The following is a 24,433-nucleotide window of genomic DNA, read 5'->3' on the forward strand; positions in this document are numbered from 1 at the left end:
GCTGGCTGGCACCTTCTCAAAACGAAAACGCCGCGGGGAGGGCCGCGGCGTTTTCGTTGGCGCTTTTCCTTGGTCGAGCAATTCCGAACGGAGACCTTTGCCGGAATTGCTGGGGGGATCAGCGTGCCGGTGGGGCGTACATCAGGCCGCCCTGGCTCCAGAGTTTGTTGAGGCCGCGCTCGATCTTCAGCGGGCTGTCCTTGCCGAGGTGGCGCTCGAAGACCTCGCCATAGTTGCCGACGGCGGAGACCGCCTGATAGGCCCACTTCGGATCAAGGCCGAGCGACTTGCCGGCTTCGTTTTCGATGCCGAGGAAACGCTTCTGGCCGGTCGTGCCGCTTTCGAGAAGCTTGGCGGCATTGTCCTTGGTGATGCCGAGTTCTTCGGCCTCGGTTAGCGCAAACAGTGTCCAGCGCACGATCTTGAACCACTGATCGTCGCCCTGGCGGACGGCCGGGCCGAGCGGCTCCTTGGAGATCACTTCTGGCAGCACGACGAAACGATCCGGATCGTTGAGCGTCAGGCGCTGGGCGTAGAGCGCCGAGGCATCGGTCGAATAGACGTCGCAGCGTGCGGTGTTGAACGCCTGGATCGTCTGGTCGGCCTTTTCGAAGGCGACCACCTGGTACTGGATGTTGTTGGCGCCGAAATAGTCGGCCATGTTCTGCTCGGTCGTGGTGCCGGTCTCGGTGCAGACGGAGGCGCCCGAGAGTTCCTTGACGCTCTTCACGCCGAGATCGTTGCGCACCATGAAGGCCTGGCCGTCATAGTAGTTGACGCCGACGAAGCTCATGCCGAGATCGGTGTCACGCGACAGGGTCCAGGTGGTTTGGCGCGAGAGGAGATCGGCCTCGCCCGACTGCAGGGCGGTGAAGCGCTCCTTGGTCGAGAGCGGTACGTATTTCACCTTGTCGGGATTGCCGAGGGCAACGGCTGCGACTGCGCGGCAGAAATCGATGTCGAAGCCGGTCCATTCACCCTTGTCGTTGGGGGCGGAAAAGCCGAGCACGCCCTGGCTGACGCCGCAGCGAAGTTCGCCGCGCTCCTTGATAACATCGAGCATGCCGGCGTTGGCGGCGGTGCCGGCGAGAAACGCCGCGCTCGCCAGTGCTAGAACTTCAAGTTTCATTGTCCTGTTCTCCTCTTTTTCATGTTTTAGGGCATGCGTCTTCGCCGCCGGGATGCGCGTCGCATCCCGGCCGATTGGTTCTGGTTTCGGCGGTATTGCGCCCGGCCTTAGCCGAACGTTTTCGATACGTCTGCGAAAGTCTCTTCGAGCACGGCGATCAAATGATCGGCATCGCGTTTCGAGAAGATCATCGGCGGGCGCATTTTCAGGATGTTGTCATGCGGACCTTCGGTGCCCATCAGCACGCCCCGGCGGCGCGCACCGTTGGAAACGGCCCGGGCAAACTCGGTCGCCGGTGCCTTGGTCTTGCGATCGGTCACAAGCTCAATACCGAGGAACAGGCCCATGCCGCGCACGTCGCCGATCACCTCGTAGCGGGCCTGCATGGCGCGGAAGGCGTCGATCAGATAGTTGCCGATCGAAAGGGCGTTGCCGCGCAGATCCCGACCCTCGATCACGTCGAGCACCGCGAGACCGACGGCGCAGGAGACCGGGTTGCCGCCGAAGGTGTTGAAATACTCCATGCCGTTGTTGAAGCTGTCGGTGACTTCGCGGGTCGTCACGACCGCCGCCAGCGGATGACCGTCGCCGATCGGCTTGCCCATGGTGACGATATCGGGCACGACCCCTTGCATCTCGAAGGCCCACCAATGGCTGCCGACGCGGCCGAAACCGACCTGCACCTCGTCGGCAATGCAGACGCCGCCCGCCTCGCGCACGAGCCGATAGACTTCCTTCAGATAACCTTCAGGCAGGAACACCTGGCCGGCGACACTCGGGATCGATTCCGCAATGAAGAAGCCCGGGCCTTCGCCCTTGGCCTTCATCGTCGCGATGAGTTCGGCGACGCTTTCGGCAAAACGTTTGCCGTGTTCCTCGACCGGCCAGTCGGCGGGTGCATGGTAGCTGTCGGGAATGGTCGCCACATGGACATGCGGCTTCGGACCCTTGCCGCCCTTGCGGCGGAACTTGTAGGGGCTGATGTCGATCAGTTCCTGTGTCGTGCCGTGATAGGACCAGTCGAGCGTGATCGCGTTCTCGCGGCCGGTATGGGCGCGCATCAGCCGCAGGGCCAGGCTGTTCGCCTCCGAGCCGCTGTTTACGAAGCCGGCAACCGTCAACTCTTTCGGCAGCGTCGCGGTGAGCCGCTCGGCATAGGCGACGATGTTGTCGTGCAGGTAGCGCGTATTGGTGTTGAGGATCGCCGCCTGCTTCGCCATCGCCTCGACCACCGCCGGATGGGCGTGGCCGATGTGGCAGACATTGTTGAAGCAGTCGAGATAGGCGCGGCCGCTGTCGTCGATCAGCCAGACGCCTTCGCCGCGCACGAACTTGATCGGCTTGTCGTAGGAGATCGAGAGGTTCGGCAGCAGCAGTTCCTTGCGCCGCCTGACGATCTCTTCGTGCGAGCGGCCCTTCTTCTCGTAGAACTCTTCCGCGATGCCGGCAAAGTTGCGGGCATCCGGAAACAGTTCGGCCCAGACGTCGAGAAACTGCGGCTCGCCGACGCCGAGGATCTCGGTCGCGGTCAGGCTGGTGTCGGTCGAAAGCTGCAGATGCAGATGCGGCGCCCAGCCGCCGTTTTCCTTTGGAGCCCCCATTTCGCCGACGAGCGCCCCGGCCTCAAGCTGGTCGCCGGCCCTGATCCGTCCCACCGCTTCATGTGCCAGGTGACCCCAGAGTGTGACGAAGGGCGGGCAGCCGTCGGGCTCGTGGCGAAGCGCGATCAGGCAGCCATAGCCCAGCGGATCTTCTTCGATCTCGACGCTGACGACGGTGGCGGCAAGGGGGGTATAGAGTTTGGTGCCGGCGGCCATGAACAGGTCGAGGCCGAGATGGCGGGTGCGGCGGGTGTGGTCGATGAAGCGCGAACCGAACATCTCGCCGGCATAGACGGTGCGCTCCTCGCCGAAGGGACCGATGCCGAGTTCAACGCCATGCTCGCGGCAATAGACTTCCCAGATCGCCTGGGCTTCGTCCGGCTGTTCACCGGCCGATTTCACGGTCATCGGATGTAAGGGGTCGCCATAGGGCACGAGCGCCGCCGGGTAGGTCGCAGCCGGGCGCGCGAGCAAGGGCTTCAACGTCTTGCGATTGGCGTTGATCCAGGTGGTGACGCGGCTGGCGCCGGGGCTTGCTTCGAAGCCGCAGGCCTTGCGCAGGATGGCGGTGGCGAAACGCGGGTTCATCCGGTCGAGCTTGCGCAGCAGCGTCCAGGCCGGCCGCTCGCTGATCGCGAGATAGGGGTTGTCGTCGGTGTGAGCCCGGCGCGAGGCCGAGATGGTGACTGAAGTGACGAGGCGCATGGCGATGAGATCGAACAGAAGGTCGACCTCTTCTTCCGCCAGCGGATATTCCTGATGGAAGCCGCGGACGATTGCAGCGGCGGCGCCGATCGGATCGGGATGATCGAGCCCGGCATAGGCGGCGGCGATCGCCACTTCGGCAATGACGGGCGCGTGCAGTGCATCACCGAAATCGATCAGGCCGGAGATCTGGTCGTGGTCGGCCTTGGCGACCAGCACGTTCCAGTCGTTGGCGTCGTTGTGAATGACGGCGGCGCGAAGGGTCGCGAGCCGCGGCGCGACGGATTTTTCGAAGCGGGTGAGGAACCGCTCGAGCAAAGCGCGGTCTTCAGCGGAGGCGACGTGGTGCAGCCGGTCGGCCGAGCGGCCGGCGTGACGGATGTCCCAGTCGAGATCGCGCAGCGCCCCCGGATGCATGAAGCCTTTAAGCGATGCGTCGAAGCGGCCGAGCATCTGCCCGAGCGACTGAAGTGCTGCGTCGCTGCGCCCCGTCTCGGCAAGCGGCAGGCCCTCGACCCAGCTGACGAGGCGCAGGCTGTGGGTGACGCCGCGCGCACTCGTGGTCGAACCGAGGCTCGCGCCTTTAAGCGTCGGGCGGATATGCGGCACCGGCAGATCGACGGCATGGGCTCCGACGTGGCCGAGTAGCGCCGTCTGGAAATCGCTTTCGACTGCGGGTTCGGCACCGTTGATGATCTTGAGGATGTAGGTGTCGCCACCCTTTGTCTCGACCTTGAAGTTCTGGTCGCGTTCGCTGGCAAGCAGCGAGAGCAAGCCTTCGAGGCCATAGTGCTCCTTCAGCAGCGCCGCTGCCGCATCGGTCGAAAAGTCAGGCGTCGTCGTCAGCATATCGTTCATGGGGACCCTCATCTGTCGGCGAGAGTTACATGAGCCGTGCCGTGATGCATCCGGCAATATGCCGGTTGCACCGGCACTATGTTTATAATAACCGTCATCTTGTCGGCGGACCGCGGAGGAGCAGAGATGCAGGACATAGACGCGATCGACCGCACGATCCTCAGCATCCTGTCGCAAGAGGCGCGCATCCCGATGAAGTCGCTGGCGGGCCGCATCGGCCTCTCCAGAAGTGCGACCACCGAGCGGGTCAGCCGGCTTGAAAAGGCCGGTGTCATTCGCGGCTATCGCGCCGATATCGGGCAATTGGAGGAGGGCACGATCCAGGCTTTCCTGCTGGTGACTTTGAAGCGCACGCCGTCGATCGGCGTGCTCGACCGGCTCGCCGGCTTTTCCTCGGTGCGCAAGGTGTCATCCGTCAGCGGCCAGCTCGATCTCGTCGTCGAGGTCGAGGTCGGCTCGATCAATGCGCTCAACGAGTTGCGCAACGAGGTGGCGACGATGGACAATGTCGAGGATTTGACGACGTCGATCGTGCTGCGAAGGGATATCGAGCGGAGTTGAGGCGTGCTCCTCAGCCCTCGCTCAACATCTCCGCCTGCGGAGCCAGCCGTTCGAGCAGCGAGCGGCGCACCCGGCCGATGTCGCGCATCGGTGGCTCGCCGAAGTGGCGGGCATACTCGCGGCTGAACTGCGACTGGCTTTCGTAGCCCACCTGATGGCCGGCGTCGCCGGCGTCGAGCTGCTCCTCCAGCATCAGCCGTCGCGCCTCCTGCAGCCGGAGCTGCTTCTGGTATTGCAGCGGGCTCATCGCGGTGATCGCCTTGAAATGATGGTGCAGCGACGAGACGCTCATGGAGACACGGTTGGCGAGATCGTCGATCCGCAGCGGCCGCGAATAGTGCTCCTTCAGCCAGGCGACGGCGCGGCCGACCTGATGCGGCTGGCTGTCGGTCGTGGCCATCTGCCGCAGGCGGTGGCCGTGCGGGCCGGTCAAAAGCCGGTAGAGGATCTCCTGTTCGATCAGCGGCAAGAGGGCGGGGATATCGTCCGGCCGTTCGAGCAGGCGCAGCAGGCGCAGGGCCGCGTCTTCGAGATCGACAGTGATCTTGCTGACGCTCATGCCGCGCGCCGAAGCGGCAGGCTGCGGCAATTGCGACAAGGACGCAAGCAGCGCCTGGATCTTGCCGGGATCGAGCGTGAAGGCCATACTGAGATAAGGCTCCTCTGCGGAGGCCTTGCAGACCTGGGAGAGAACGGGCAGGTCGATCGACGTCAGCAGATAGTCCGACGCGCCGTAGATCAGTGTCTCGTCGCCGAGAACCACACGTTTGGCCCCTTGCACGATGATTGCCAGGCTTGGCCTATAGGCCGAGCAATTGACCGGAGCGTCGCCGCCATGGCGATGCAGGGTCAGGCCGGAAATCCCGGTCAGGTGGTCGCCGTCCCGCTCGGCAAACCGGGCAATGACATCGATCATCTGGTGGCGGGCAGTCTGTCTTGTGGCTGTCATAATCTGCGGTCTTTCCAGCGGCTTAGCATTGTGTGAGGCAACGCTCAGATAGGGCATCGACGTGCCATCTCCAGGATCTCACTGTCAATCTTGTAGGATCGTGCAAGAATTTTGCAGGATCGCTCTAACGCTCACCGTGTCTGCGCCCCCATAGTTCGAGGTGCGTCAGGCCGGGTTCCCTCCGGACCTGCACCCTTTCCCAAAATGAGGACAGACTGATGGCCATTGCAAGAGGATATGCGGCGACCGATGCGTCGAAGCCGCTTACGCCCTTCACCTTCGAGCGCCGCGAACCGCGCGACGACGACGTGGTGATCGAGATCAAATATTGCGGCGTCTGCCACTCCGACATCCACCAGGCCCGCAATGAATGGGGCAATTCGGCCTTCCCGATGGTCCCCGGCCACGAGATTGTCGGCATCGTGACGGCGGTCGGCTCCAAGGTCACCAAGTTCAAAGTTGGTGACCGCGCCGGCGTCGGCTGCTTCGTCGATTCCTGCACCACCTGCGCCACGCGCGACCTCGACCTGGAACATTACATGCCGGGTCTGATCGTGACCTATAACGGCGTCGAGGCCGACGGCAAGACCCCGACCCAGGGCGGCTATTCCGACAGCATCGTTGTCAAGGAAGGCTATGTGTTGTCCATCCCGGAGAACCTGCCGCTCGATGCCGCAGCACCGTTGCTTTGCGCCGGCATCACGCTTTATTCGCCGCTGCGCCACTGGAAGGCCGGTCCCGGCAAGAAGGTCGCAATCGTCGGCATGGGCGGCCTCGGCCACATGGGCGTCAAGCTGGCGCACGCCATGGGCGCGGAGGTGACCGTTCTCAGCCAGACGCTTTCCAAGAAGGAAGACGGCCTGAAGCTCGGCGCCGACCACTACTATGCCACCAACGATCCCGAGACCTTCAAGGCACTGCAGGGCACGTTCGACCTGATCATCTGCACCGTCGCTGCCGAGATCGACTGGAACGCCTACGTCAATCTCCTGAAGGTCGACGGTGATTTCGTCCTCGTCGGCATTCCGGAAAACGCCGTGCCGGTCCACGCCTTCTCGCTGGTGCCGGCGCGCCGCAGCATTTCCGGTTCGATGATCGGCTCGATCAAGGAAACCCAGGAAATGCTCGACTTCTGCGGCGCGCACGGCATCGTCTCGGAAATCGAAACGATCCGGATCCAGCAGATCAACGAAGCCTATGAGCGCGTCGTCAAGAGCGACGTACGCTATCGCTTCGTCATCGACATGGCGTCCCTCGCGGCGTGACGAGTTAAGGCGCGGCATGTCTCGTCGGGCATGCTGCGCCATTCGGCATTGCAAAGGCGGGTATGGGGAGTGGGGTGTCTCCCGAAAGGTAGCGAGGGCCCGCGCAATTAACGCCCGCGGGTCGCCGCGACCGCTCAAACGAGCGGCAACGGCCCGTCGTTCTTGATCTCCTCCATCACCGCATAGGTGCGGGTCTCCTTGACGCCCGGCAGCGTCCAGAGAACCTGGCCGAGAAAGTTGCGGTAGGCGGCCATATCCTCGAAGCGCGTCTTGACGAGATAGTCGAAGCCCCCCGCCACCATGTGACATTCGAGCACGGCCGGGGCCTGTTTGACGGCGGCGGCGAACTGGTCGAAGACGTCGGGCGTCGTCTTGTCGAGCATGACCTCGATGAAGACCAGCAGGCCGAAGCCGAGCTTGTGCGGGTCAAGCCGTGCGCCGAAACCCGAGACGTAGCCCTCCTTCAACAGCCGGCGCAGGCGCTCGCTGGTCGCCGTCGGCGACAGGCCGATGCGATCGGCAAGCTCCAGATTGGTGATGCGCCCATCCGCCTGGAGTATGTTGAGAATTCTACGGTCAATCTTGTCGATCTGATGCATGGTGCCTCCCGCCGATGCCTCAGGCGGCAAGTCGCGTTTCCGCGAGCTTCACCCAGTAGGAGATGCCGTGCGGGATCGCCTCGTCATTGAAATCGTAAGCCGGGTGATGCAGCCCGGCGGTGTCGCCGTTGCCCATGAACACGAAGGCGCCGGGACGTGCGAGCAGCATGTAGGAGAAATCCTCTCCGCCCATCATCGGGTCGAGCGACGGCTTGACGTTGCTTGTCCCGGCGATCTCGGCCGCGGCCTTCAAAGCGTAGCCGGTCTCTTCCGCATGGTTCACGGTCACCGGATAGTTGCGGTTGTAGTGAACGGTGACGGTCGCGCCATATAGGGCCGCCACTCCTTCGGCGATCGTGCGGATGCGGCTCTCGCCGATATCGCGCACCTCGGGCACGAGAGTGCGCACCGTGCCGCCGAGCACGGCGTCTTCCGGGATGACATTGTGGGCGAAGCCGGCATTGAACTTGGTGACGGAGACGACGACCGAGGCGAGCGGATCGACCGTGCGCGAGGCGATCGTCTGCAGAGCGGTGACAATCTGGGTGCCGACGACGATCGGGTCGATCGTCTTGTGCGGCTGGGCCGCATGGCCGCCGCGGCCCTTAATGGTGATGGTGAACTCGTCGGTTGAAGCCATAATGGGGCCGACACGGCTGCCGAAGTGACCAATGGGCATGCCCGGCATGTTGTGCATGCCATAGACTTCCTCAATGGCGAAACGCTCCATCATGCCGTCCTTGACCATCTCGTTACCGCCGCCGCCGCCTTCTTCGGCGGGCTGGAAGATGACGGCGACACTGCCGGCGAAGTTGCGGGTTTCGGCGAGATATTTGGCCGCTCCGAGAAGCATGGCGGTATGGCCGTCGTGGCCGCAGGCATGCATCTTGCCAGACGTTTCCGAAGCCCAGGGCTTGCCGCTCGTCTCGGTAATCGGCAGCGCGTCCATGTCGGCGCGCAGGCCGATGGTGCGGCCCGAGCCGAGATTGCCGCGGATCAGGCCGACGACGCCGGTGCGGCCGAGGCCCGTCACGACTTCGTCAACGCCGAACTCCTTGAGTTTCTTTTCGACGAAGGATGCCGTATTTTCGACCGCAAACAGGAGCTCCGGGTTCCTGTGCAGGTGGCGCCGCCATTCGGCGACTTCGTTCTGGAGCTCGGCGGCACGGTTGAGTATCGGCATCGGTTCGTCCTGTCGGTCTGTTCGATCACTGTGTATCTGCGGTGGATTGGCAGGGGTGCCCGTGAATGGGCTTTGCCATCTCCTCGCCATATAGGCTAAATAGCCGGACGAGACGAGGCAACAGCGGAATTTCGAGGTTCTATCGTGGTGACAGCAGGTTTTTTCATGCGTGGCAGGATGAAGGCGCTGGGAGTGACGGCAGTGACGTGCGCGACGCTTCTTGCGGCATTGCCGGCTGCAGCCAATCCGCGGCTGGTCGTCGACGTCAATTCGCTGAAGGTCTACGAACACCAGGACATCTTCCAGAAATGGTATCCGGCGTCGCTGACCAAGCTGATGACGGCCTATACGGCCTTCCGCGCCATCAAGTCGGGGCAGCTCACGCTCGAGAGCCCGGTCATCATGACCAAGAATGCGGCGTCCGAGCCGCCGAGCAAGATGTTCTACAAGCCCGGGCAGGCGATGACGCTCGACAGCGCTCTGAAGATGATGCTGGTCAAGTCCGCGAACGACGTCGCAGTCGCGATCGCCGAGACGGTCGGCGGTTCGGAGCCCGCCTTCATCGAGCGGATGAACGCCGAGGCGCGCCGCATCGGCATGACCACGTCCAACTTCATCAATCCCAACGGTCTGCCGGGTCCGGGCCAGTATACGACGGCGCGCGACCTTGCGGTGCTGGCGATTACGCTCAAGCGCGAGTTCCCGCAATATGCCTCCTATTTCTCGCTGGAAGGCTTTACCACCGGCAAGAAGAACTATCCGAACTACAACATGCTGATCGGACGCTTCGAAGGCGCCGATGGCATGAAGACCGGCTTCATCTGCGCCTCCGGCTTCAACCAGGTTTCGTCTGCCACCCGTGACGGGCGTAGCGTCGTCTCTGTCGTACTCGGCGAGGATAGCCTCGGCGCGCGTGCCGACGAATCTGCGCGGCTCATGCAGATGGCGCTGACGACGAGCGGCAATGGCAAACCTTCCCTCGTGCAGATCCCGCCCTATGGCGAGACGCGCGACATGGTGGCCGATGTCAGCAAGCAGATCTGCTCGAAGGCAGCGGCCAAGGTCCGCAGCGAAGGCCGCGACGAGGGCGGCCGCCAGAAGCTGCTCTCGCCCTATATCCACGAAATCAACCGGCCGCTGAATCTCGCCTTCGCCGGTCTTATCGCCGGCAGCGGTGAGAAGGCGCCGAAAGTCGTCGCCGACCAAGCTGGCCAGGGCGACGCCGCCAATGTGCCGATCCCCGTGCCGCGGCCGACCTTCTGATCGGAGTTCATGATGGCTAGTCCCTTGCCGGCGGTGCCGGTCTCCATCCTCACCGGCTTTCTCGGTGCGGGCAAGACAACGTTGCTCAACCGGTTGCTGAAGGATCCCGATCTCTCGGACACGGCCGTCATCATCAACGAATTCGGCGACGTCTCGATCGACCACTTGCTGGTGGAGGCCTCCAGCGACGGGGTTATCGAGCTTTCCGACGGCTGCCTTTGCTGCACGGTGCGTGGCGAACTGGTCGACACGCTCGCCGATCTCATGGACCGGATGCAGACCGGCAAGATCAGGCCGCTGAAGCGCATCGTCATCGAAACGACCGGCCTTGCCGACCCCGCGCCGGTGCTGCAATCGGTGATCGGCAATCCCATCATCGCGCAGAACTTCCGGCTGGACGGCGTCGTCACCGTCGTCGATGCCGTCAACGGCCTGCAGACGATCGCCAACCACGAGGAAGCCCTGAAGCAGATCGCGGTCGCCGACCGCATCGTCGTCAGCAAGACCGGTCTAGCCGATGCTTCCACGCGCGACGCGCTGACGGTTCGTATCCGGGCGCTCAATCCGCGTGCGCCGCTCATCGATGGCGACAGCGACGAGGCGGGACGCTCAGCGCTTTTCGCCTGCGGCCTTTATGATCCATCCTCGAAGATCGCCGATGTCGGCCGCTGGCTGCAGGATGAAGCCCATCACGAGCACAACCATCATCACCACGATCATGGTGACCACCATCACGATCATGATCACCACCATGACCACGATCATCATCATGATGTGAACCGGCATGGCGGCGACATCCGCTCGTTCAGCATTGTGCACGACCGGCCGATCGAGCCGATGGCACTCGATATGTTCATCGACCTCCTGCGTTCGGCTCATGGCGAGAAGCTGCTCAGGATGAAGGCAATCGTAGCGGTGGCCGACAGACCGGACCGGCCGCTGGTGTTGCATGGCGTGCAGAATGTCTTCCATACGCCGGAGCGTCTGACGGCATGGCCGGACCCGAACGACCGGCGCACCCGCATGGTGCTGATCACCAAGGGATTGACGGAAGACTTTGTCCGCGACCTGTTCGACGCCTTCACCGGCCAGCCGCGCATCGACCGGCCGGACGCGCAGGCGCTTTCCGACAACCCGCTCTCCGTTCCCGGCATGCGGTTTTAATCATCATTCAGATAGCATTGTGATGCCGCGGCCCGTCGCGGCGTCTCAGGCGCCCTTGCGGATCAGAAACCGGTGGCCGCCGTCGGCAGCAGCGGACTCTTCGAGCGTGTGGCCGTCTTCGTTGCAGAAGTGCGGGATATCGATCACTGCCAGAGGATCGGTCGTCTCGATCTCCAGCAATGCGCCCGGGGCTAGTGAGGACATGCGCTTGCGCGTCTTCAAAACGGGAAGGGGGCATTTAAGCCCCCTGAGGTCGTAGACGATCTTGGTCTCACTCGGCATCAATTGCCCCAGATTTTCCAGAAGGGGCGCTTCTTCGGCGGCTCTTCGGTGAGCACAGGCGTTTCCGCCACCGCCTCGGGGGCAGGTGCCGTTGCAACGGCGGCCGTCTGCTGCTCAGTCGCAGCTGGCGCCGTCGTGCGTGCTTGCTTGGTCGTCTTCGCCGGTTCCTGCGCCTGCGGTGCGACGGCTGCCTGCTGTTCGGGTGTCTGAACGGCCGGAGCGGGTGCTTCTGCCTCCGGCTCGCTCTTCGAGAACAGGCTCCAGAAGGATTTCTTCGCCGGCTGCTCGACGGCTGCCTGCATCACCGGCTGCGGTACGGGGTTGGCGGCTGGAACCGGGACGTGCTTGCCGCCGTCGGTCGCCTTTTCGAGTTCCTTCTTCTGGATCTCGACGGCCTGCTTGGTCTCTTCCGCTTCCTTCTGGTCGGCGAGCTTCTTCTCGAGGTCGCTGGCCTTCATCAGCTTGCCGGCGTCGAAGGAGTTGCCGGTTGGCGCATAGGCGAGTTCGCGGCCGACGCGCTGCTTGGCGACGATCGCCTTGCGCTCGGCTTCGCTCGGCTCGTACCAGACCATGCCGTCATACTTCTTCATGGCCTTGTCGTAGTCGGTCTGGTAGGTCTTCTCGAAACCTGCCATCGCCACTTGCAGCGCAGGCGGGGTCGACATGGCCGGGCACTGGCCGCTCGGATTGAACGGGCCGGAGGCCTGCTGGTTGAAGACGTACTTCTTCTCGCAGACGTTCACTTCGGGCGGACGCTTGGTGATCTCGAACTGGTCGTAGCCGACCTTCAGCATCTTCCAGAACTCGATATTCGGGTTGTTGCGATGGCGCGCCATGTTTTCCGCGGTCATGCGGAAGGGGAAGGCCTGGAGCTGAACATTTTCCTGGCCGCCCTTGAAGGAATCCCGGGCGAGCGCGAAGATCTCGATCATCTGCTCGTCGGTCATCGAGTAGCAGCCCGACGACGAGCAGGCGCCGTGGATCATCAGGTGCGTTCCCTGACGGCCGTTCGCCTTGTCGTAGGTGTTGGGATAGCCGGTGTTGATCGCCAGATAATAGTTCGAGTTGGGGTTCATCTGGTGCGGGAAGAGCGGGTAGAAGCCTTCCGGCGCCTGGCGGTCGCCTTCCTTCACCTTGGGCCCGAGCTTCCCGGACCAGGCGCAAATCTTATAGCTTTTCAGAAGCTGGAAGCGGTTGGCCGTATTGGCCTTCCAGACCTCGAGCGTGCCTTCTTCCTTGAAGATGCGCAGCGCGATCGGGGCCTGCTTCTGTATCCCGAGTTCGGTCATCTTTTTGACCATGGGTCCGGAGACCTGGTACTCGGTTTTGTTCTTGACGGACCTGAGGTCGACCGATGTCGTCGTGTCCAGCGTTTCATTGGTGCAGCCGGCAAGCGCGGCGACAATGGCGGCGGAGGCTACAAGGTTTCTGAAACGCATCAGCAGAGGCCCGTTTAAACCCAACTCGACTACAGCGCCGCGCGTCTTTGACGCGCCAAGGACGCTGTGACTCTTTAGATAGCTGCATAATTTTGCCCTTAAATCGATGCCGATTTAAGGAATTATGCAGGAAAGCCCAGGTCCGCGAGGGTGGGCTCTTTAGAGAATCACTAAGCGATTATACTTCACGAATTCTTAACCCTGCAGGGTGGCCCTGCCGATGCGCTGTTCATGACCTCATGAATATGGCCAAGATTTGGCCATACTCCGCTTTGCAGTTGCGAAATCCGCTTGCGCAATCGCGAACCACCAGGACCAGATCGGATAGAGGGCGTGGGATTTCCGCCCGCATCCCGGTCCAGCTTAGAGGTTGCGGCCGATATTGAGGTACTTCTGTCGGCGATCCGTGCGCAACTGGTCGCCATTGCGTCCGGACAATTCCTTCAACGCGTCGGCGATCACGGTTCCGGTGCGGCCGATGACCGCGTTCGGGTCGCGGTGTGCGCCGCCGACCGGCTCCTGAATGATGCCGTCGATGACGCCGAGTGCCTTCAGGTCCTCGGAGGTGATCTTCATGTTGCTGGCGGCTTCCTTGGCGCGGGTGGAATCGCGCCACAGGATCGAGGCAGCGCCTTCCGGCGAGATGACGCTGTAGATCGCATGCTCCAGCATGTAGACGCGGTTGCCGGTAGCGATCGCGATGGCGCCGCCGGAGCCGCCTTCGCCGATGACGACGGTGACGATCGGTACGCGAACATTGAGGCACATCTCGGTGGAGCGGGCGATGGCTTCCGCCTGGCCGCGTTCTTCTGCGCCGACGCCCGGATAGGCACCGGCGGTATCGACCAGCGTGATCAGGGGCAGGCCGAAGCGATCGGCCATTTCCATGACGCGGATCGCCTTGCGGTAGCCTTCAGGACGGGGGCTGCCGAAATTGTGCTTGATACGCGACTTCGTGTCGTTGCCCTTCTCCTGGCCGAGAACGGCGACCGGCATGCCGCGGAAACGCGCAAGGCCGGCTTGGATGGCATCGTCGTTGGCATAGTTGCGGTCGCCGGCAAGCGGTGTGAACTCGGTGAAGAGCTCGGCGGCGTAATCCAGGAAGTGCGGGCGCGAGGGGTGACGGGCGACCTGGGTCTTCTGCCAGGGCGTCAGCTTGGAATAGATCTCGATCATCGCGTCGCGGACGCGCGTCTCCAGGCGTTCGATCTCATCCGAAGTGTTCACGCTCTCGTCTTCGCCGGCGAGCTTCTTCAGTTCGAGAATCTTGCCTTCGAGGTCGGAGATGGGCTTTTCGAAATCGAGATAGTTGTGCATGAGATGCGTTTCCGATCATTTTGCGACAAGGACCAGCGGGCCGAAACCAGCGTGCCCGGCCGTCCTAATCCTGTTTTTTCGCCTGTTTGGCAAGAGGGTGATGGTTTTGCACGAGGTTGTGCAGCCGTTCTTCCAGCACATGTGTATAGATTTGTGTCGTTGAAATGTCCGAATGGCCGAGCAGTTCCTGCACGGCGCGAAGGTCCGCGCCATTGGCGAGCAGGTGGCTGGCGAAGGCGTGCCGCAGCACGTGCGGCGAGATCGTGGCGACCCTTATGCCAGCGCGTGCCGCCAGCGATTTCAGATCGCGCGCAAAAACCTGGCGCGGCAGGAAGCCCTGCTTGCCGGAGGAGGGGAAGAGCCACGGGCTCTCGCGGTTGCCCGCTTCCTCCCTGGCCATTTCCTCGGCGAGCGCCTCGCCATAGGCCCGCATCGCCCGGATTGCCGCTTGCGAGAGCGGCACGAGCCGGTCCTTGTTGCCCTTGCCGCGGATCACGAGGAAGCGGCCGTTCTGCGCCAGCACGCTTGCCGGCAGGGAGACCAGCTCGCTGACGCGCATGCCGGTCGCGTACAGAAGCTCAATCAGCGCATGCATGCGCAACTTCGCAAGGTGGTCCGGACCTCCTGATGCGGCCTCGCTCTCGGCCTGCCCGATCAGCCGCGAGACGTCCTCGACGCTCAGCGTCTTCGGCAGGCTGCGCCCCTTCTTCGGGGCGTCGAGAATGCCGGTCGGATCGTCGCCGCGCATACCCTCGGCGTAGAGGAATTTGTAGAACTGCCGGAGTGCGGAGAGGCGCCGTGCCTGCGAGGAGGGCTTGAAGCCCTGGCCCGAGAGATGGGCGAGGTAGGTGCGAAGATCGTCCGGGGTTGCCGCCGTCAGCCCGGTTCCGAGCGTGCGCAGGTGCGAGGAAGCATCCTCCAGGTCGCGCTCGTAAGATTGCAGCGTGTTGACCGCAGCGCCGCGCTCGGCACTCATCATTTCGAGGAAGGCCTCGACATGGGCGGCAGAGAGGTCGCTCATTGGGGCTTGTTCACCCGCTCGGACGGGATTTTCACGGTCACGTCGCGCTCAACCGGTTCGACAAAGGTGACGAGAGAGACCATCGTGCCGTAGACTAATCCGGCGGCGACGGCACAAAAGAACAGGAACCGGAACAGGGTCGGCATTTCAATCTCCTCTGCATGAAGCGTTCGGTCGAAGCGGACCAAAGGCTATGCATGCAGGCGTTCAAACGGCCATCGTCATCGCGCGTTCGGATGAATGCGCGGCACGAAGGCGGGTGCCAGACCTATATGAACGCCGCTTCGGCCGAGTTCAAGAACCGTGAGCGGACGCGCGCGACGACTTGACGCTACACCCCGATTTGTCGATACCGAAAGGGAATGGGGAACAAGAAGTCCAATGAACGACGTGATCGAACCGGTTTCCGCAACGCTTGCCGAGCGGGCGAAGCTTGTACTCGGTAAACGCAATCTCGTGTTCATCGGTCTCATGGGCGCCGGCAAGTCGGCAATCGGAAGATTGACCGCCCAGGCGCTCGGAATTCCCTTCGTCGATTCCGACCACGAGATCGAACGCGTCTCGCGCATGACGATCAGCGATCTCTTTGCCCGTTACGGCGAGGAGGAGTTCCGCGCGCTGGAAACGCGGGTGCTGAAACGGCTTCTGAGAAGTGGTCCGCGTGTGGTCTCGACTGGCGGCGGCGCCTACATCAACGAGCGCTCGCGCCGACAGATCAGGAAGGGCGGCCTGACGGTCTGGCTCAATGCCGAGCTCGACGTGCTCTGGGAGCGGGTTAACAAGCGCGATACCCGGCCGCTGCTGAAGACCGAAAATCCCAAGCAGACGCTCGAAAACCTGATGAACGCGCGCTACCCGATCTATTCGGAAGCCGACCTGACGGTGCTGTCGCGCGATGTGAAGAAAGAGACGATGGTGGAAGACGTTCTCACCGCCGTTATCGAATACCAGGACAAGAAGAACCATGAATAGCCATGTTGCGCCCGCTGCCGAACGCAAGGTCCGCGTCGACCTCGGCGATCGTTCCTATGATATCCTGATCGGTCCCGGGCTGATTGCCGCCGCCGGCCAGGAGATCGCCGCCCGCCTCAAGGGGCGCAAGATGGCCGTGATCACTGACGAGAACGTAGCGCCGCGCTACCTCGAGCCCCTGATGGCGAGCCTGAAGGAGCGTGACATCGACGCAGTGTCGCTCGTGCTTCCCGCCGGCGAGAAGACCAAGAGCTTCGAGCAACTGATCCCGGTCTGTGAAACCGTGCTTGGCGCCCGGATCGAGCGCAACGATGCGGTGATCGCGCTTGGCGGGGGCGTCATCGGCGATCTTACCGGCTTTGCCGCTGGCATCGTGCGCCGTGGCTCGCGTTTCATCCAGATCCCGACCTCGCTCTTGGCACAGGTCGATTCCTCCGTCGGCGGCAAGACCGGCATCAATTCCCCGCACGGCAAGAACCTGATCGGCGTCTTCCATCAGCCGGATCTGGTGCTCGCCGATACCGACGTGCTCGACACGCTGAGCCCACGCGAGTTTCGCGCCGGCTATGCCGAGGTCGCGAAGTATGGGCTGATCGACAAGCCGGACTTCTTCACCTGGCTCGAAAAGAACTGGCAGGCGGTCTTTGCCGGCGGCGCGGCTCGCATCGAGGCGATCGCGATCAGCTGCCAGGCCAAGGCCGAGGTCGTGGCAGCGGACGAGCGCGAGAACGGTCTGCGGGCGTTGCTCAATCTCGGCCACACCTTCGGCCATGCGCTGGAGGCTGCGACCGAATACGACAGCGCCCGGCTGGTGCACGGCGAGGGCGTTTCGATCGGCATGGTGCTTGCGCATCAGTTCTCGGCACGCATGAACCTTGCGAGCCCGGACGATGCGTCTCGTGTCGAGGCGCATCTGAAGACTGTGGGCCTGCCGACCCGCATGTCGGAAATTCCGGGCACCTTGCCTCCGGCCGAGAGGCTGATGGACGCGATCGCCCAGGACAAGAAGGTCAAGGGCGGCAAGCTCACCTTCATTCTGACGCACGGCGTCGGACAATCCTTTGTGGCCGATGACGTTCCGGCATCGGAGGCCCTGAGCTTCCTGAGGGAAAAACATCCGCAATGACAGGCGAAGCCTTTATTGCTTTTCTGGCGGAATACTGGCTGTCGATCCTCTCGGTCCTCTGCCTGCTCGTGCTGTCGGCGTTCTTCTCGGGCTCTGAGACGGCGCTGACGGCAGCCTCGCGCTCGCGCATGCACACGCTCGAAAACAACGGCGAGGAGCGTGCCGGCATCGTCAACCGGCTGATCGAACGCCGTGACCGGCTGATCGGTACGCTCTTGATCGGCAACAGTCTCGTCAACATCCTTGCTTCGTCGTTGACGACGAGCCTGCTGATAGGCCTTTTCGGCGACTCCGGCGTGGCAATCGCGACGCTGGCCCTGACGGTGCTGCTCGTTATTTTCTCGGAAGTTCTGCCGAAGAGCTGGGCCATTGCTTCGCCCGATCGCTTCGCGCTCGCTGTCGCGCCCTTGGTTCGGCCCTTCGTCGCGATCGTCGGGCCGGTCTCCAGCGTCGTCAACGGGATCGTCCGGCGCCTGCTCAATCTCTTCGGCGTCAATCTTGCCGCCGATATGTCGATGCTTTCGGCGCATGAGGAACTGCGCGGCGCAGTGGACTTCTTGCACCGAGAGGGTTCGGTGATCAAGGCCGACCGCGACCGGCTGGGCGGCGTGCTCGATCTCGGCGAACTCGAAGTCTCCGACATCATGATCCACCGCACCGCCATGCGGGCGATCAATGCCGACGAGCCGCCGGAGACCTGCGTTCGTGATATCCTCGAAAGCCCGTTCACGCGACTGCCGCTCTGGCGCGGTTCGACCGACAACATCATCGGCGTCGTGCACTCCAAGGATCTGTTGCGGGCGTTGGCGGAGCCCAATGTCGAGCCGGAGAACCTCGATATCGTCAAGATCGCGCAGAAGCCCTGGTTCGTGCCGGACACTACCAACCTCAAGGACCAGCTCAACGCTTTCCTGCGCCGCAAGCTGCATCTGGCGATCGTCGTTGACGAATACGGCCAAGTTCAGGGCCTGGTGACGCTGGAAGACATCCTGGAGGAGATTGTCGGCGATATTGCCGACGAGCACGACCTCGATATCCAGGGTGTGCGCCAGGAGGCGGATGGTTCGATCGTCGTTGACGGTTCGGTGCCGATCCGCGACCTCAACCGTGCGCTGGACTGGTCGCTGCCGGACGAGGAAGCGACGACGGTCGCCGGTCTGGTGATCCACGAATCCAAGAGCATCCCGGAGGAACGCCAGGCCTTCACCTTCCACGGCAAGCGCTTCATCGTGATGAAACGGGTGAAGAACCGGATCACCAAGCTGCGCATCCGCCCGGCGGAAGACGGTGCCGCTCCGACGTCTTGATTGCTACCAGCGGGTCGCTTCGCCGGGAGCCGCGGGCTCGACGGCAAGGGCGTGCAGGCCGGCATCGAGTTCCGGTTTCAGGAGATCATTGATGGCGCGGTGACGGGCGACGCGGCTCATGCCGGTAAAGGCGCTGGAAACGATGCGCACCCGCAGGTGGGTTTCGCCGCCGCCATCGAAACCCGGCTGATGACCGGCATGCATGTGGCTCTCGTTGATGACCGCCAATCTCTCAGGATGGAAGGCCTCGATCAGCTTCTTTTCGATCGTGTCCGTGAGCGACATTCTTCCGTCCCATTTCCTTGGTTGCTTGACGCCCCCTCGCGGATCTGCAGTACCCGGTAATCGCTGGCTTGGCGGCGCAAAATGCCCGCACAAAGCCAGCAACATTCCGTTTTGTCAATTCTTGTTGTGGCCCCAGCCAAGCCCCATAATGAGCACCATGAGACTCGATTCAAAATACTTCGATCGCATTCGCACCCGGCGCAAGGTTGAGCCCCGGGCGGAGCCGGCTGCGCCCGTTTGTCAGTGGGACGGCTGCGATCAGAAGGGCGTGCATAAAGCGCCCGTCGGCCGCAATGCCGAGGGCCAGTACTTCATGTTCTGCTTCGAACATGTGAAGGAGTACAACAAGGGCTACAACTACTTCTCCGGCCTTTCCGATAGCGAGGTCGCCCGCTACCAGAAGGAAGCGGTGACCGGCCACCGACCGACCTGGACCGTCGGCGTCAACAAGAATGCGAAGAACGGTCCGACGCAGTCGCAGACGCGGTCGGGCTCGGCCGGCGCCCAGGCCCGGATGCGCGACCCCTTCGGCTTCGTCAGCGAAGCGCGCGCCCGTCGCCCGGAGCCGCGCCAGCGCAAGTTGAAGACGCTCGAGGCAAAGGCGTTCGAAACACTCGGCCTCGGGGCCTCGGCCACTGCTGCCGATATCAAGGCTGCCTACAAGGATCTCGTCAAGAAGCATCACCCCGATGCCAATGGCGGAGATAGGGGATCCGAAGAGCGTTTTCGCGCGGTTATTCAAGCCTACCAATTGTTAAAACAGGCTGGTTTCTGCTAACAACGCGGATTATTACAGAAGCACTTTTGCAGGCGAATGCGCGGGTGCCGTCCGGTGGCCGCTCTGGAGACATGATGAGCAAGATTGACCTCGACATTTCCAACCTCCCCGATACGACGATCTCGGTCCGGGAGGTTTTCGGCATTGATACGGATTTGCGCGTTCCTGCCTATTCGAAGGGCGACGCCTATGTGCCGGACCTCGACCCGGATTACCTCTTCGACCGCGAAACCACGCTCGCTATTCTCGCAGGCTTCGCCCACAACCGACGCGTGATGGTCTCGGGCTATCACGGTACCGGTAAGTCCACCCATATCGAGCAGGTCGCTGCCCGCCTCAACTGGCCTTGCGTGCGCGTCAACCTCGATAGCCATGTCAGCCGTATCGATCTCGTCGGCAAGGACGCGATCGTCGTCAAGGACGGCCTGCAGGTCACCGAGTTCAAGGACGGCATCCTGCCCTGGGCCTACCAGCACAATGTCGCACTCGTCTTCGACGAATACGATGCCGGCCGTCCGGACGTCATGTTCGTGATCCAGCGGGTTCTCGAATCCTCCGGCCGCCTGACGCTGCTCGACCAGAGCCGCGTCATCCGTCCGCACCCGGCCTTCCGCCTGTTTGCGACCGCCAACACCATCGGCCTCGGCGACACCACCGGCCTCTACCACGGCACGCAGCAGATCAACCAGGCGCAGATGGACCGTTGGTCGATCGTCACGACGCTGAACTACCTGGCGCATGACAAGGAAGTCGACATCGTCGCCGCCAAGGTGAAGGGCTTCACCGCCGACAAGGGCCGCGAGACCGTCTCCAAGATGGTGCGTGTTGCCGACCTCACGCGCGCCGCCTTCATCAACGGCGATCTTTCGACCGTCATGAGCCCGCGTACGGTCATCACCTGGGCCGAGAACGCCCACATCTTCGGCGATATCGCCTTTGCCTTCCGTGTGACCTTCCTCAACAAGTGCGACGAACTGGAGCGGGCGCTGGTCGCCGAGCACTACCAGCGCGCCTTCGGGATCGAGCTCAAGGAAAGCGCTGCCAACATCGTGTTGGAAGCCACCGCCTGAGCCATGGCGGAGGCGGAGGCGGAGGCGGAGGGCGCACAGGCGCTTCGCTTCGTTGAGGAGAAGAGCGTCACGAAGACCGCCAACGCGGTCTTCAAGGGCCTCAAGGCCTTCAACCTCGAAAAGGCGGGAAGCGCCAAATACAAGCGCTTCGCCATTTCGGTGCGTAACGACGGCGACGAGATCGTAGGCGGCATCGTCGCCTACACGGCGTGGAACTGGTGCTTCATCGAACTGCTCTGGGTAGACGAGGCGCTGAGAGGGTCGGGCAGCGGGCGTGAGCTCGTTGCGCGTGTCGAAGCGGTCGCCGCAAGCCGCGGTGCCCGTTACATCTATGTCGACACATTCAGTCTCCAGGGCGACGGCTTCTATCAGAAGCTGGGTTATGACGTTTATGGCAAACTCGATGATTTCCCGCCGGGATTTCACCGCATCTGGCTGAAGAAGGAACTCTCGTGAGCTCGAACTCGAAGGCAAAGCCAACCACGCGCGAGAATGCTGCCGAACCGTTCAAGCGGGCGCTTTCCGGCTGCATCCGATCGATCGCGGGCGATGCCGAGGTGGAAGTCGCCTTCGCCAACGAGCGGCCGGGCATGACCGGCGAGCGCATTCGTCTGCCGGAGCTTTCCAAGCGCCCGACGCTGCAGGAACTCAGCGTCACCCGCGGGCTGGGTGATAGCATGGCGCTGCGCAAGGCCTGTCACGACGCGCGCATCCACGCGACGATGTCGCCGCAAGGGGCCGACGCCCGCGTGATCTTCGATGCGGTCGAGCAGGCGCGCGTCGAGGCGATCGGCGCGCTCAGCATGGCGGGTGTCGCCAAGAACCTGAACGTCATGCTCGAGGAGAAATACGCCAAGGCGAATTTTGCCACGATCGAGCGGCAGGCCGACGCGCCGCTCGGCGAAGCAGTGGCGCTGCTGGTGCGCGAGAAGTTGACCGGCGAGAAGCCACCGGCCTCCGCCGGTAAAGTGCTCGACCTCTGGCGCGAGTTCATCGAAGGCAAGGCCGCCGGCGATATCCAGAACCTGTCGTCGACGATCAACGACCAGCAGGCCTTTGCCCGGGTCGTGCGCGACATGCTGACCTCGATGGAGGTCGCCGAGAAGTACGGCGACGACGACATCGAACCGGACGAGCAGGAGAGCGAGACCGACGAGGACCAGCCGCGCAGCCAGGAGCAGGACGAAAACGCCAGCGACGAGGAAGCCGGCGACGACGCCGCCCCCGCCGATGAAAACCAGGCTGCCGAAGAGCAGATGGAAGAAGGCGAGATGGACGGCGCGGAGATCTCCGACGACGATCTCCAGGACGAGGGTGACGAGGACAGCGAGACACCCGGCGAGGTCAAGCGACCGAACCAGCCCTTCGCCGACTTCAACGAGAAAGTCGACTACGCCGTCTTCACTCGCGAATTCGACGAGACGATCGCTTCGGAAGAGCTGTGCGACGAGGCCGAGCTCGACCGGTTGCGCGCCTTCCTCGACAAGCAGCTTTCCCATCTCCAGGGTGCTGTGGGTCGCCTTGCCAACCGCCTGCAGCGCCGCCTGATGGCGCAGCAGAACCGCTCCTGGGAATTCGATCTCGAAGAGGGCTACCTCGACACGGCGCGCCTGCAGCGCATCATCATCGACCCGATGCAGCCGCTTTCCTTCAAGCGAGAGAAGGACACCAACTTCCGCGACACGGTAGTGACGCTGCTGATCGACAACTCCGGCTCGATGCGTGGCCGCCCGATCACCGTTGCCGCCACTTGCGCCGACATCCTGGCGCGCACGCTGGAACGCTGCGGCGTCAAGGTCGAGATCCTCGGCTTCACCACCAAGGCGTGGAAGGGCGGACAGTCGCGCGAAAAGTGGCTCGCCGGCGGCAAGCCGCAGGCGCCGGGCCGGCTCAACGATCTGCGGCACATCATCTACAAGTCCGCCGATGCGCCCTGGCGCCGGGCGCGCCGCAATCTCGGCCTGATGATGCGCGAAGGCCTGCTCAAGGAAAACATCGACGGCGAGGCGCTGATGTGGGCGCACGAGCGACTGATGGCACGGCGCGAGCAGCGCCGCATCCTGATGATGATCTCCGACGGTGCGCCGGTTGACGACTCGACGCTTTCGGTGAACCCCGGGAACTATCTGGAGCGGCATCTGCGCGCTGTCATCGAGCAGATCGAGACGCGCTCGCCTGTCGAGTTGCTTGCAATCGGGATCGGCCACGATGTGACGCGATACTACCGTCGCGCCGTGACCATCGTCGATGCCGACGAACTCGCCGGTGCCATGACCGAGCAGCTGGCCGCGCTCTTCGAGGATGAAAGCCAGCGCCGCGGTTCCTCGCGTCTTCGTCGCGCCGGATAATTTGTTTCGTTCGGAGGTGGTGTTTGCCGCTTCCGAACGCCAATCGGCGACAGCCCGTTCCGACCTTGAGCCGAAGTCAATTTACGGACAAAATTTTACAGTCTACCAAGCTGCAGCGATGATCTCAGTGCGCCGTGGCAGGTGTCTCTCGTCGTCGTACTCCGTTTCATTCCTGATGCTCTTCCCCTGAAGGTACTTCCCCATGCTCGGTCGCGGACTTCTAGCCCTCCTGCTTTTGGCGTCGACCGGCTCGGCATGGGCCGCCTCGAACGGCGAAATTCTGCCGATCCGCAGTCGTCAGATCAGCAGTTTCGCGGTTGGATCGAGCGCCACCCGGTTCGACGCGCTGGAGTTCGTTGGCGGACTGGAAATGACCTCTGCGAATTCCCTGTTCGGCGCCGTGTCGGCAATCCGTTTTCGGCCGGATGGCACTTCATTCATCGCGATCATGGACACCGGACACTGGCTCGAAGGCGCCGTGACCCGTGATGCGGCCGGCCGGCTTTCCGGTCTTACGGACCTTACCGCCACGCCGATGGCCGACCGCAACGGCGACGTCGGGCTGGCGAAGTGGAAGGTGGATTCGGAAGGATTGGCGCTGCGGTCGGGGCAGGTGGTCGTCAGCTACGAGCAGGCACACCGCATCGACATCTACCCGGACCCGGGCTTTGCTGCATCGACGCCGATCGGGAGCCTGGCGTTGCCGTTCCCGATCAAGGAATTGCGCAACAATGGCGGCATCGAGACCATCGCAGTCGCGCCAAAGGACGGCCCCCTGGCCGGCGCGACGATCGCCGTTGCAGAGCGCAGCGTCGACAGGGCGGATAATCTGCTGGCGGGCATTCTCGACGGGCCGCAGCGCGGCGCGTTTGCCGTCGTGCGCAAGGATCCCTATGCGGTAACCGACGGCGCGTTCCTGCCGAACGGCGACCTGTTGCTGCTGGAACGGCGCTTCTCTTTCGGTTCTGGTCTCGGAATGCAGATCCGGCGTATTGCCGGCGACACGATCAAGCCCGGCACCGTGGTCGATGGCGAAGTCATCTTCGAAGCCGACATGCGCCACCAGATCGACAATATGGAAGGGCTCGACGTCGTCGTACGGCCGGATGGCGAAGTTCGGGTGATCGTCGTTTCGGACGACAACCACTCCATCCTCGAGCGCAATCTGATGCTCGAGTTCCGCCTCACGACCGTGCTGACGCAGTAGGCAA

23 protein-coding genes are annotated in these 24,433 nt (G+C 62.9%); 12 read left to right on the top strand and 11 right to left on the bottom strand.

What is annotated here, in order from left to right; all coding sequences use genetic code 11:
* Nucleotides 1–118: 118 nt before the first annotated feature.
* On the bottom strand, nucleotides 119–1,129 hold the full coding sequence (locus tag BLU35_RS17865; protein ID WP_057254731.1) for an amino acid ABC transporter substrate-binding protein: 1,011 nt from the start codon (nucleotides 1,127–1,129) through the stop codon (nucleotides 119–121).
* Between the two features lie 107 nt (nucleotides 1,130–1,236).
* Complete coding sequence (locus tag BLU35_RS17870) at nucleotides 1,237–4,293, bottom strand: aminotransferase class III-fold pyridoxal phosphate-dependent enzyme (RefSeq protein WP_093233931.1); 3,057 nt, start codon at nucleotides 4,291–4,293, stop codon at nucleotides 1,237–1,239.
* A 78-nt stretch (nucleotides 4,294–4,371) separates the two neighbouring features.
* Here BLU35_RS17870 and BLU35_RS17875 point away from each other — a divergent pair, with 78 nt between their 5' ends.
* Nucleotides 4,372–4,854: an Lrp/AsnC family transcriptional regulator gene (locus tag BLU35_RS17875; RefSeq protein ID WP_057254733.1), complete on the top strand. Its 483-nt coding sequence runs from the start codon at nucleotides 4,372–4,374 to the stop codon at nucleotides 4,852–4,854.
* 10 nt (nucleotides 4,855–4,864) lie between these two features.
* Here BLU35_RS17875 and BLU35_RS17880 read toward each other — a convergent pair whose 3' ends face one another.
* A complete protein-coding gene (locus BLU35_RS17880; protein ID WP_057254734.1) occupies nucleotides 4,865–5,803 on the bottom strand; it encodes an AraC family transcriptional regulator in 939 nt (312 codons plus the stop codon).
* A gap of 218 nt (nucleotides 5,804–6,021) precedes the next feature.
* On the opposite strand from BLU35_RS17880, the gene BLU35_RS17885 reads away from it, so the two are divergent.
* Entirely contained in the window at nucleotides 6,022–7,068 is a 1,047-nt protein-coding gene (locus BLU35_RS17885) for an NAD(P)-dependent alcohol dehydrogenase (protein WP_093233932.1), read from the top strand.
* 134 nt (nucleotides 7,069–7,202) lie between these two features.
* Here the strand turns inward: BLU35_RS17885 and BLU35_RS17890 are convergent, their stop codons facing one another.
* Nucleotides 7,203–7,667, bottom strand: a complete 465-nt coding sequence (locus tag BLU35_RS17890) for an Lrp/AsnC ligand binding domain-containing protein (RefSeq protein ID WP_057254736.1) — start codon at nucleotides 7,665–7,667, stop codon at nucleotides 7,203–7,205.
* A gap of 19 nt (nucleotides 7,668–7,686) precedes the next feature.
* Nucleotides 7,687–8,850: a M20 aminoacylase family protein gene (locus tag BLU35_RS17895; RefSeq protein ID WP_093233933.1), complete on the bottom strand. Its 1,164-nt coding sequence runs from the start codon at nucleotides 8,848–8,850 to the stop codon at nucleotides 7,687–7,689.
* A 192-nt stretch (nucleotides 8,851–9,042) separates the two neighbouring features.
* On the opposite strand from BLU35_RS17895, the gene BLU35_RS17900 reads away from it, so the two are divergent.
* Both BLU35_RS17900 and BLU35_RS17905 read left to right on the top strand, forming a co-directional pair.
* Entirely contained in the window at nucleotides 9,043–10,113 is a 1,071-nt protein-coding gene (locus BLU35_RS17900) for a D-alanyl-D-alanine carboxypeptidase family protein (protein WP_502688160.1), read from the top strand.
* 12 nt (nucleotides 10,114–10,125) lie between these two features.
* A complete protein-coding gene (locus BLU35_RS17905) occupies nucleotides 10,126–11,277 on the top strand; it encodes a CobW family GTP-binding protein (RefSeq protein ID WP_093233935.1) in 1,152 nt (383 codons plus the stop codon).
* A gap of 45 nt (nucleotides 11,278–11,322) precedes the next feature.
* On the opposite strand, the gene BLU35_RS17910 is transcribed toward BLU35_RS17905, so the two are convergent.
* From BLU35_RS17910 to BLU35_RS17930, 5 genes are all read right to left on the bottom strand, one after another.
* Nucleotides 11,323–11,559: a sulfurtransferase TusA family protein gene (locus tag BLU35_RS17910; protein ID WP_057254740.1), complete on the bottom strand. Its 237-nt coding sequence runs from the start codon at nucleotides 11,557–11,559 to the stop codon at nucleotides 11,323–11,325.
* Entirely contained in the window at nucleotides 11,559–12,998 is a 1,440-nt protein-coding gene (locus BLU35_RS17915) for a L,D-transpeptidase family protein (RefSeq protein WP_093233936.1), read from the bottom strand. The genes BLU35_RS17910 and BLU35_RS17915 overlap by 1 nt, the downstream gene beginning before the upstream one ends.
* Nucleotides 12,999–13,361: 363 nt before the next feature.
* Nucleotides 13,362–14,315 carry an acetyl-CoA carboxylase carboxyltransferase subunit alpha gene (locus tag BLU35_RS17920; protein WP_057254742.1) on the bottom strand — a complete coding sequence of 318 codons (954 nt, stop codon included), beginning with the start codon at nucleotides 14,313–14,315 and terminating at the stop codon, nucleotides 13,362–13,364.
* A 64-nt stretch (nucleotides 14,316–14,379) separates the two neighbouring features.
* Nucleotides 14,380–15,336 carry a site-specific tyrosine recombinase XerD gene (xerD, locus tag BLU35_RS17925; RefSeq protein WP_057254743.1) on the bottom strand — a complete coding sequence of 319 codons (957 nt, stop codon included), beginning with the start codon at nucleotides 15,334–15,336 and terminating at the stop codon, nucleotides 14,380–14,382.
* Nucleotides 15,333–15,482 carry a hypothetical protein gene (locus BLU35_RS17930; protein WP_093233937.1) on the bottom strand — a complete coding sequence of 50 codons (150 nt, stop codon included), beginning with the start codon at nucleotides 15,480–15,482 and terminating at the stop codon, nucleotides 15,333–15,335. Before BLU35_RS17930 ends, xerD begins: the two co-directional genes overlap by 4 nt.
* A gap of 235 nt (nucleotides 15,483–15,717) precedes the next feature.
* Here BLU35_RS17930 and BLU35_RS17935 point away from each other — a divergent pair, with 235 nt between their 5' ends.
* From BLU35_RS17935 to BLU35_RS17945, 3 genes are read left to right on the top strand one after another with little or no spacing between them, the layout of a single operon-like run.
* Nucleotides 15,718–16,308, top strand: a complete 591-nt coding sequence (locus BLU35_RS17935) for a shikimate kinase (protein WP_057254744.1) — start codon at nucleotides 15,718–15,720, stop codon at nucleotides 16,306–16,308.
* Nucleotides 16,301–17,434, top strand: coding sequence for a 3-dehydroquinate synthase (gene aroB, locus BLU35_RS17940; protein WP_058325862.1), 1,134 nt, complete (start codon nucleotides 16,301–16,303; stop codon nucleotides 17,432–17,434). The genes BLU35_RS17935 and aroB overlap by 8 nt, the downstream gene beginning before the upstream one ends.
* Nucleotides 17,431–18,741 (top strand): HlyC/CorC family transporter, encoded by a 1,311-nt coding sequence (locus BLU35_RS17945; protein WP_093233938.1) that lies wholly within the window; start codon nucleotides 17,431–17,433, stop codon nucleotides 18,739–18,741. The genes aroB and BLU35_RS17945 overlap by 4 nt, the downstream gene beginning before the upstream one ends.
* A gap of 3 nt (nucleotides 18,742–18,744) precedes the next feature.
* On the opposite strand, the gene BLU35_RS17950 is transcribed toward BLU35_RS17945, so the two are convergent.
* On the bottom strand, nucleotides 18,745–19,026 hold the full coding sequence (locus tag BLU35_RS17950) for a BolA family protein (RefSeq protein ID WP_057254747.1): 282 nt from the start codon (nucleotides 19,024–19,026) through the stop codon (nucleotides 18,745–18,747).
* A gap of 148 nt (nucleotides 19,027–19,174) precedes the next feature.
* Here BLU35_RS17950 and BLU35_RS17955 point away from each other — a divergent pair, with 148 nt between their 5' ends.
* From BLU35_RS17955 to BLU35_RS17975, 5 genes are all read left to right on the top strand, one after another.
* Nucleotides 19,175–19,804 carry a J domain-containing protein gene (locus BLU35_RS17955; protein ID WP_057254748.1) on the top strand — a complete coding sequence of 210 codons (630 nt, stop codon included), beginning with the start codon at nucleotides 19,175–19,177 and terminating at the stop codon, nucleotides 19,802–19,804.
* 74 nt (nucleotides 19,805–19,878) lie between these two features.
* Nucleotides 19,879–20,874: a cobaltochelatase subunit CobS gene (gene cobS / locus BLU35_RS17960; RefSeq protein WP_058321093.1), complete on the top strand. Its 996-nt coding sequence runs from the start codon at nucleotides 19,879–19,881 to the stop codon at nucleotides 20,872–20,874.
* 3 nt (nucleotides 20,875–20,877) lie between these two features.
* Nucleotides 20,878–21,330, top strand: a complete 453-nt coding sequence (locus BLU35_RS17965) for a GNAT family N-acetyltransferase (protein ID WP_093233939.1) — start codon at nucleotides 20,878–20,880, stop codon at nucleotides 21,328–21,330.
* The gene (cobT, locus tag BLU35_RS17970; RefSeq protein WP_058321077.1) at nucleotides 21,327–23,222 is read left to right on the top strand and encodes a cobaltochelatase subunit CobT; all 1,896 of its coding nucleotides are present in this window, start codon (nucleotides 21,327–21,329) and stop codon (nucleotides 23,220–23,222) included. Before BLU35_RS17965 ends, cobT begins: the two co-directional genes overlap by 4 nt.
* Before the next feature lie 202 nt (nucleotides 23,223–23,424).
* Nucleotides 23,425–24,429 (top strand): esterase-like activity of phytase family protein, encoded by a 1,005-nt coding sequence (locus tag BLU35_RS17975; RefSeq protein WP_093233940.1) that lies wholly within the window; start codon nucleotides 23,425–23,427, stop codon nucleotides 24,427–24,429.
* Nucleotides 24,430–24,433: the final 4 nt, after the last annotated feature.

It is taken from the genome of Sinorhizobium sp. NFACC03, from assembly GCF_900103435.1.
Classification (GTDB): domain Bacteria; phylum Pseudomonadota; class Alphaproteobacteria; order Rhizobiales; family Rhizobiaceae; genus Ensifer.

Coding starts and splice junctions, on each gene's coding strand:
- BLU35_RS17880 (WP_057254734.1), bottom strand. CDS start 5,803: ATGACAGCCACAAGACAGACTGCCCGCCACCAGATGATCGATGTCATT.
- BLU35_RS17965 (WP_093233939.1), top strand. CDS start 20,878: ATGGCGGAGGCGGAGGCGGAGGCGGAGGGCGCACAGGCGCTTCGCTTC.
- BLU35_RS17875 (WP_057254733.1), top strand. CDS start 4,372: ATGTTTATAATAACCGTCATCTTGTCGGCGGACCGCGGAGGAGCAGAG.
- BLU35_RS17975 (WP_093233940.1), top strand. CDS start 23,425: ATGCTCGGTCGCGGACTTCTAGCCCTCCTGCTTTTGGCGTCGACCGGC.
- BLU35_RS17885 (WP_093233932.1), top strand. CDS start 6,022: ATGGCCATTGCAAGAGGATATGCGGCGACCGATGCGTCGAAGCCGCTT.
- BLU35_RS17930 (WP_093233937.1), bottom strand. CDS start 15,482: ATGCCGACCCTGTTCCGGTTCCTGTTCTTTTGTGCCGTCGCCGCCGGA.
- BLU35_RS17895 (WP_093233933.1), bottom strand. CDS start 8,850: ATGCCGATACTCAACCGTGCCGCCGAGCTCCAGAACGAAGTCGCCGAA.
- BLU35_RS17910 (WP_057254740.1), bottom strand. CDS start 11,559: ATGCCGAGTGAGACCAAGATCGTCTACGACCTCAGGGGGCTTAAATGC.
- xerD (WP_057254743.1), bottom strand. CDS start 15,336: ATGAGCGACCTCTCTGCCGCCCATGTCGAGGCCTTCCTCGAAATGATG.
- BLU35_RS17870 (WP_093233931.1), bottom strand. CDS start 4,293: ATGAACGATATGCTGACGACGACGCCTGACTTTTCGACCGATGCGGCA.
- aroB (WP_058325862.1), top strand. CDS start 16,301: ATGAATAGCCATGTTGCGCCCGCTGCCGAACGCAAGGTCCGCGTCGAC.
- BLU35_RS17950 (WP_057254747.1), bottom strand. CDS start 19,026: ATGTCGCTCACGGACACGATCGAAAAGAAGCTGATCGAGGCCTTCCAT.
- BLU35_RS17905 (WP_093233935.1), top strand. CDS start 10,126: ATGGCTAGTCCCTTGCCGGCGGTGCCGGTCTCCATCCTCACCGGCTTT.
- BLU35_RS17920 (WP_057254742.1), bottom strand. CDS start 14,315: ATGCACAACTATCTCGATTTCGAAAAGCCCATCTCCGACCTCGAAGGC.
- BLU35_RS17915 (WP_093233936.1), bottom strand. CDS start 12,998: ATGCGTTTCAGAAACCTTGTAGCCTCCGCCGCCATTGTCGCCGCGCTT.
- BLU35_RS17945 (WP_093233938.1), top strand. CDS start 17,431: ATGACAGGCGAAGCCTTTATTGCTTTTCTGGCGGAATACTGGCTGTCG.
- BLU35_RS17935 (WP_057254744.1), top strand. CDS start 15,718: ATGAACGACGTGATCGAACCGGTTTCCGCAACGCTTGCCGAGCGGGCG.
- BLU35_RS17890 (WP_057254736.1), bottom strand. CDS start 7,667: ATGCATCAGATCGACAAGATTGACCGTAGAATTCTCAACATACTCCAG.
- BLU35_RS17955 (WP_057254748.1), top strand. CDS start 19,175: ATGAGCACCATGAGACTCGATTCAAAATACTTCGATCGCATTCGCACC.
- cobS (WP_058321093.1), top strand. CDS start 19,879: ATGAGCAAGATTGACCTCGACATTTCCAACCTCCCCGATACGACGATC.
- BLU35_RS17865 (WP_057254731.1), bottom strand. CDS start 1,129: ATGAAACTTGAAGTTCTAGCACTGGCGAGCGCGGCGTTTCTCGCCGGC.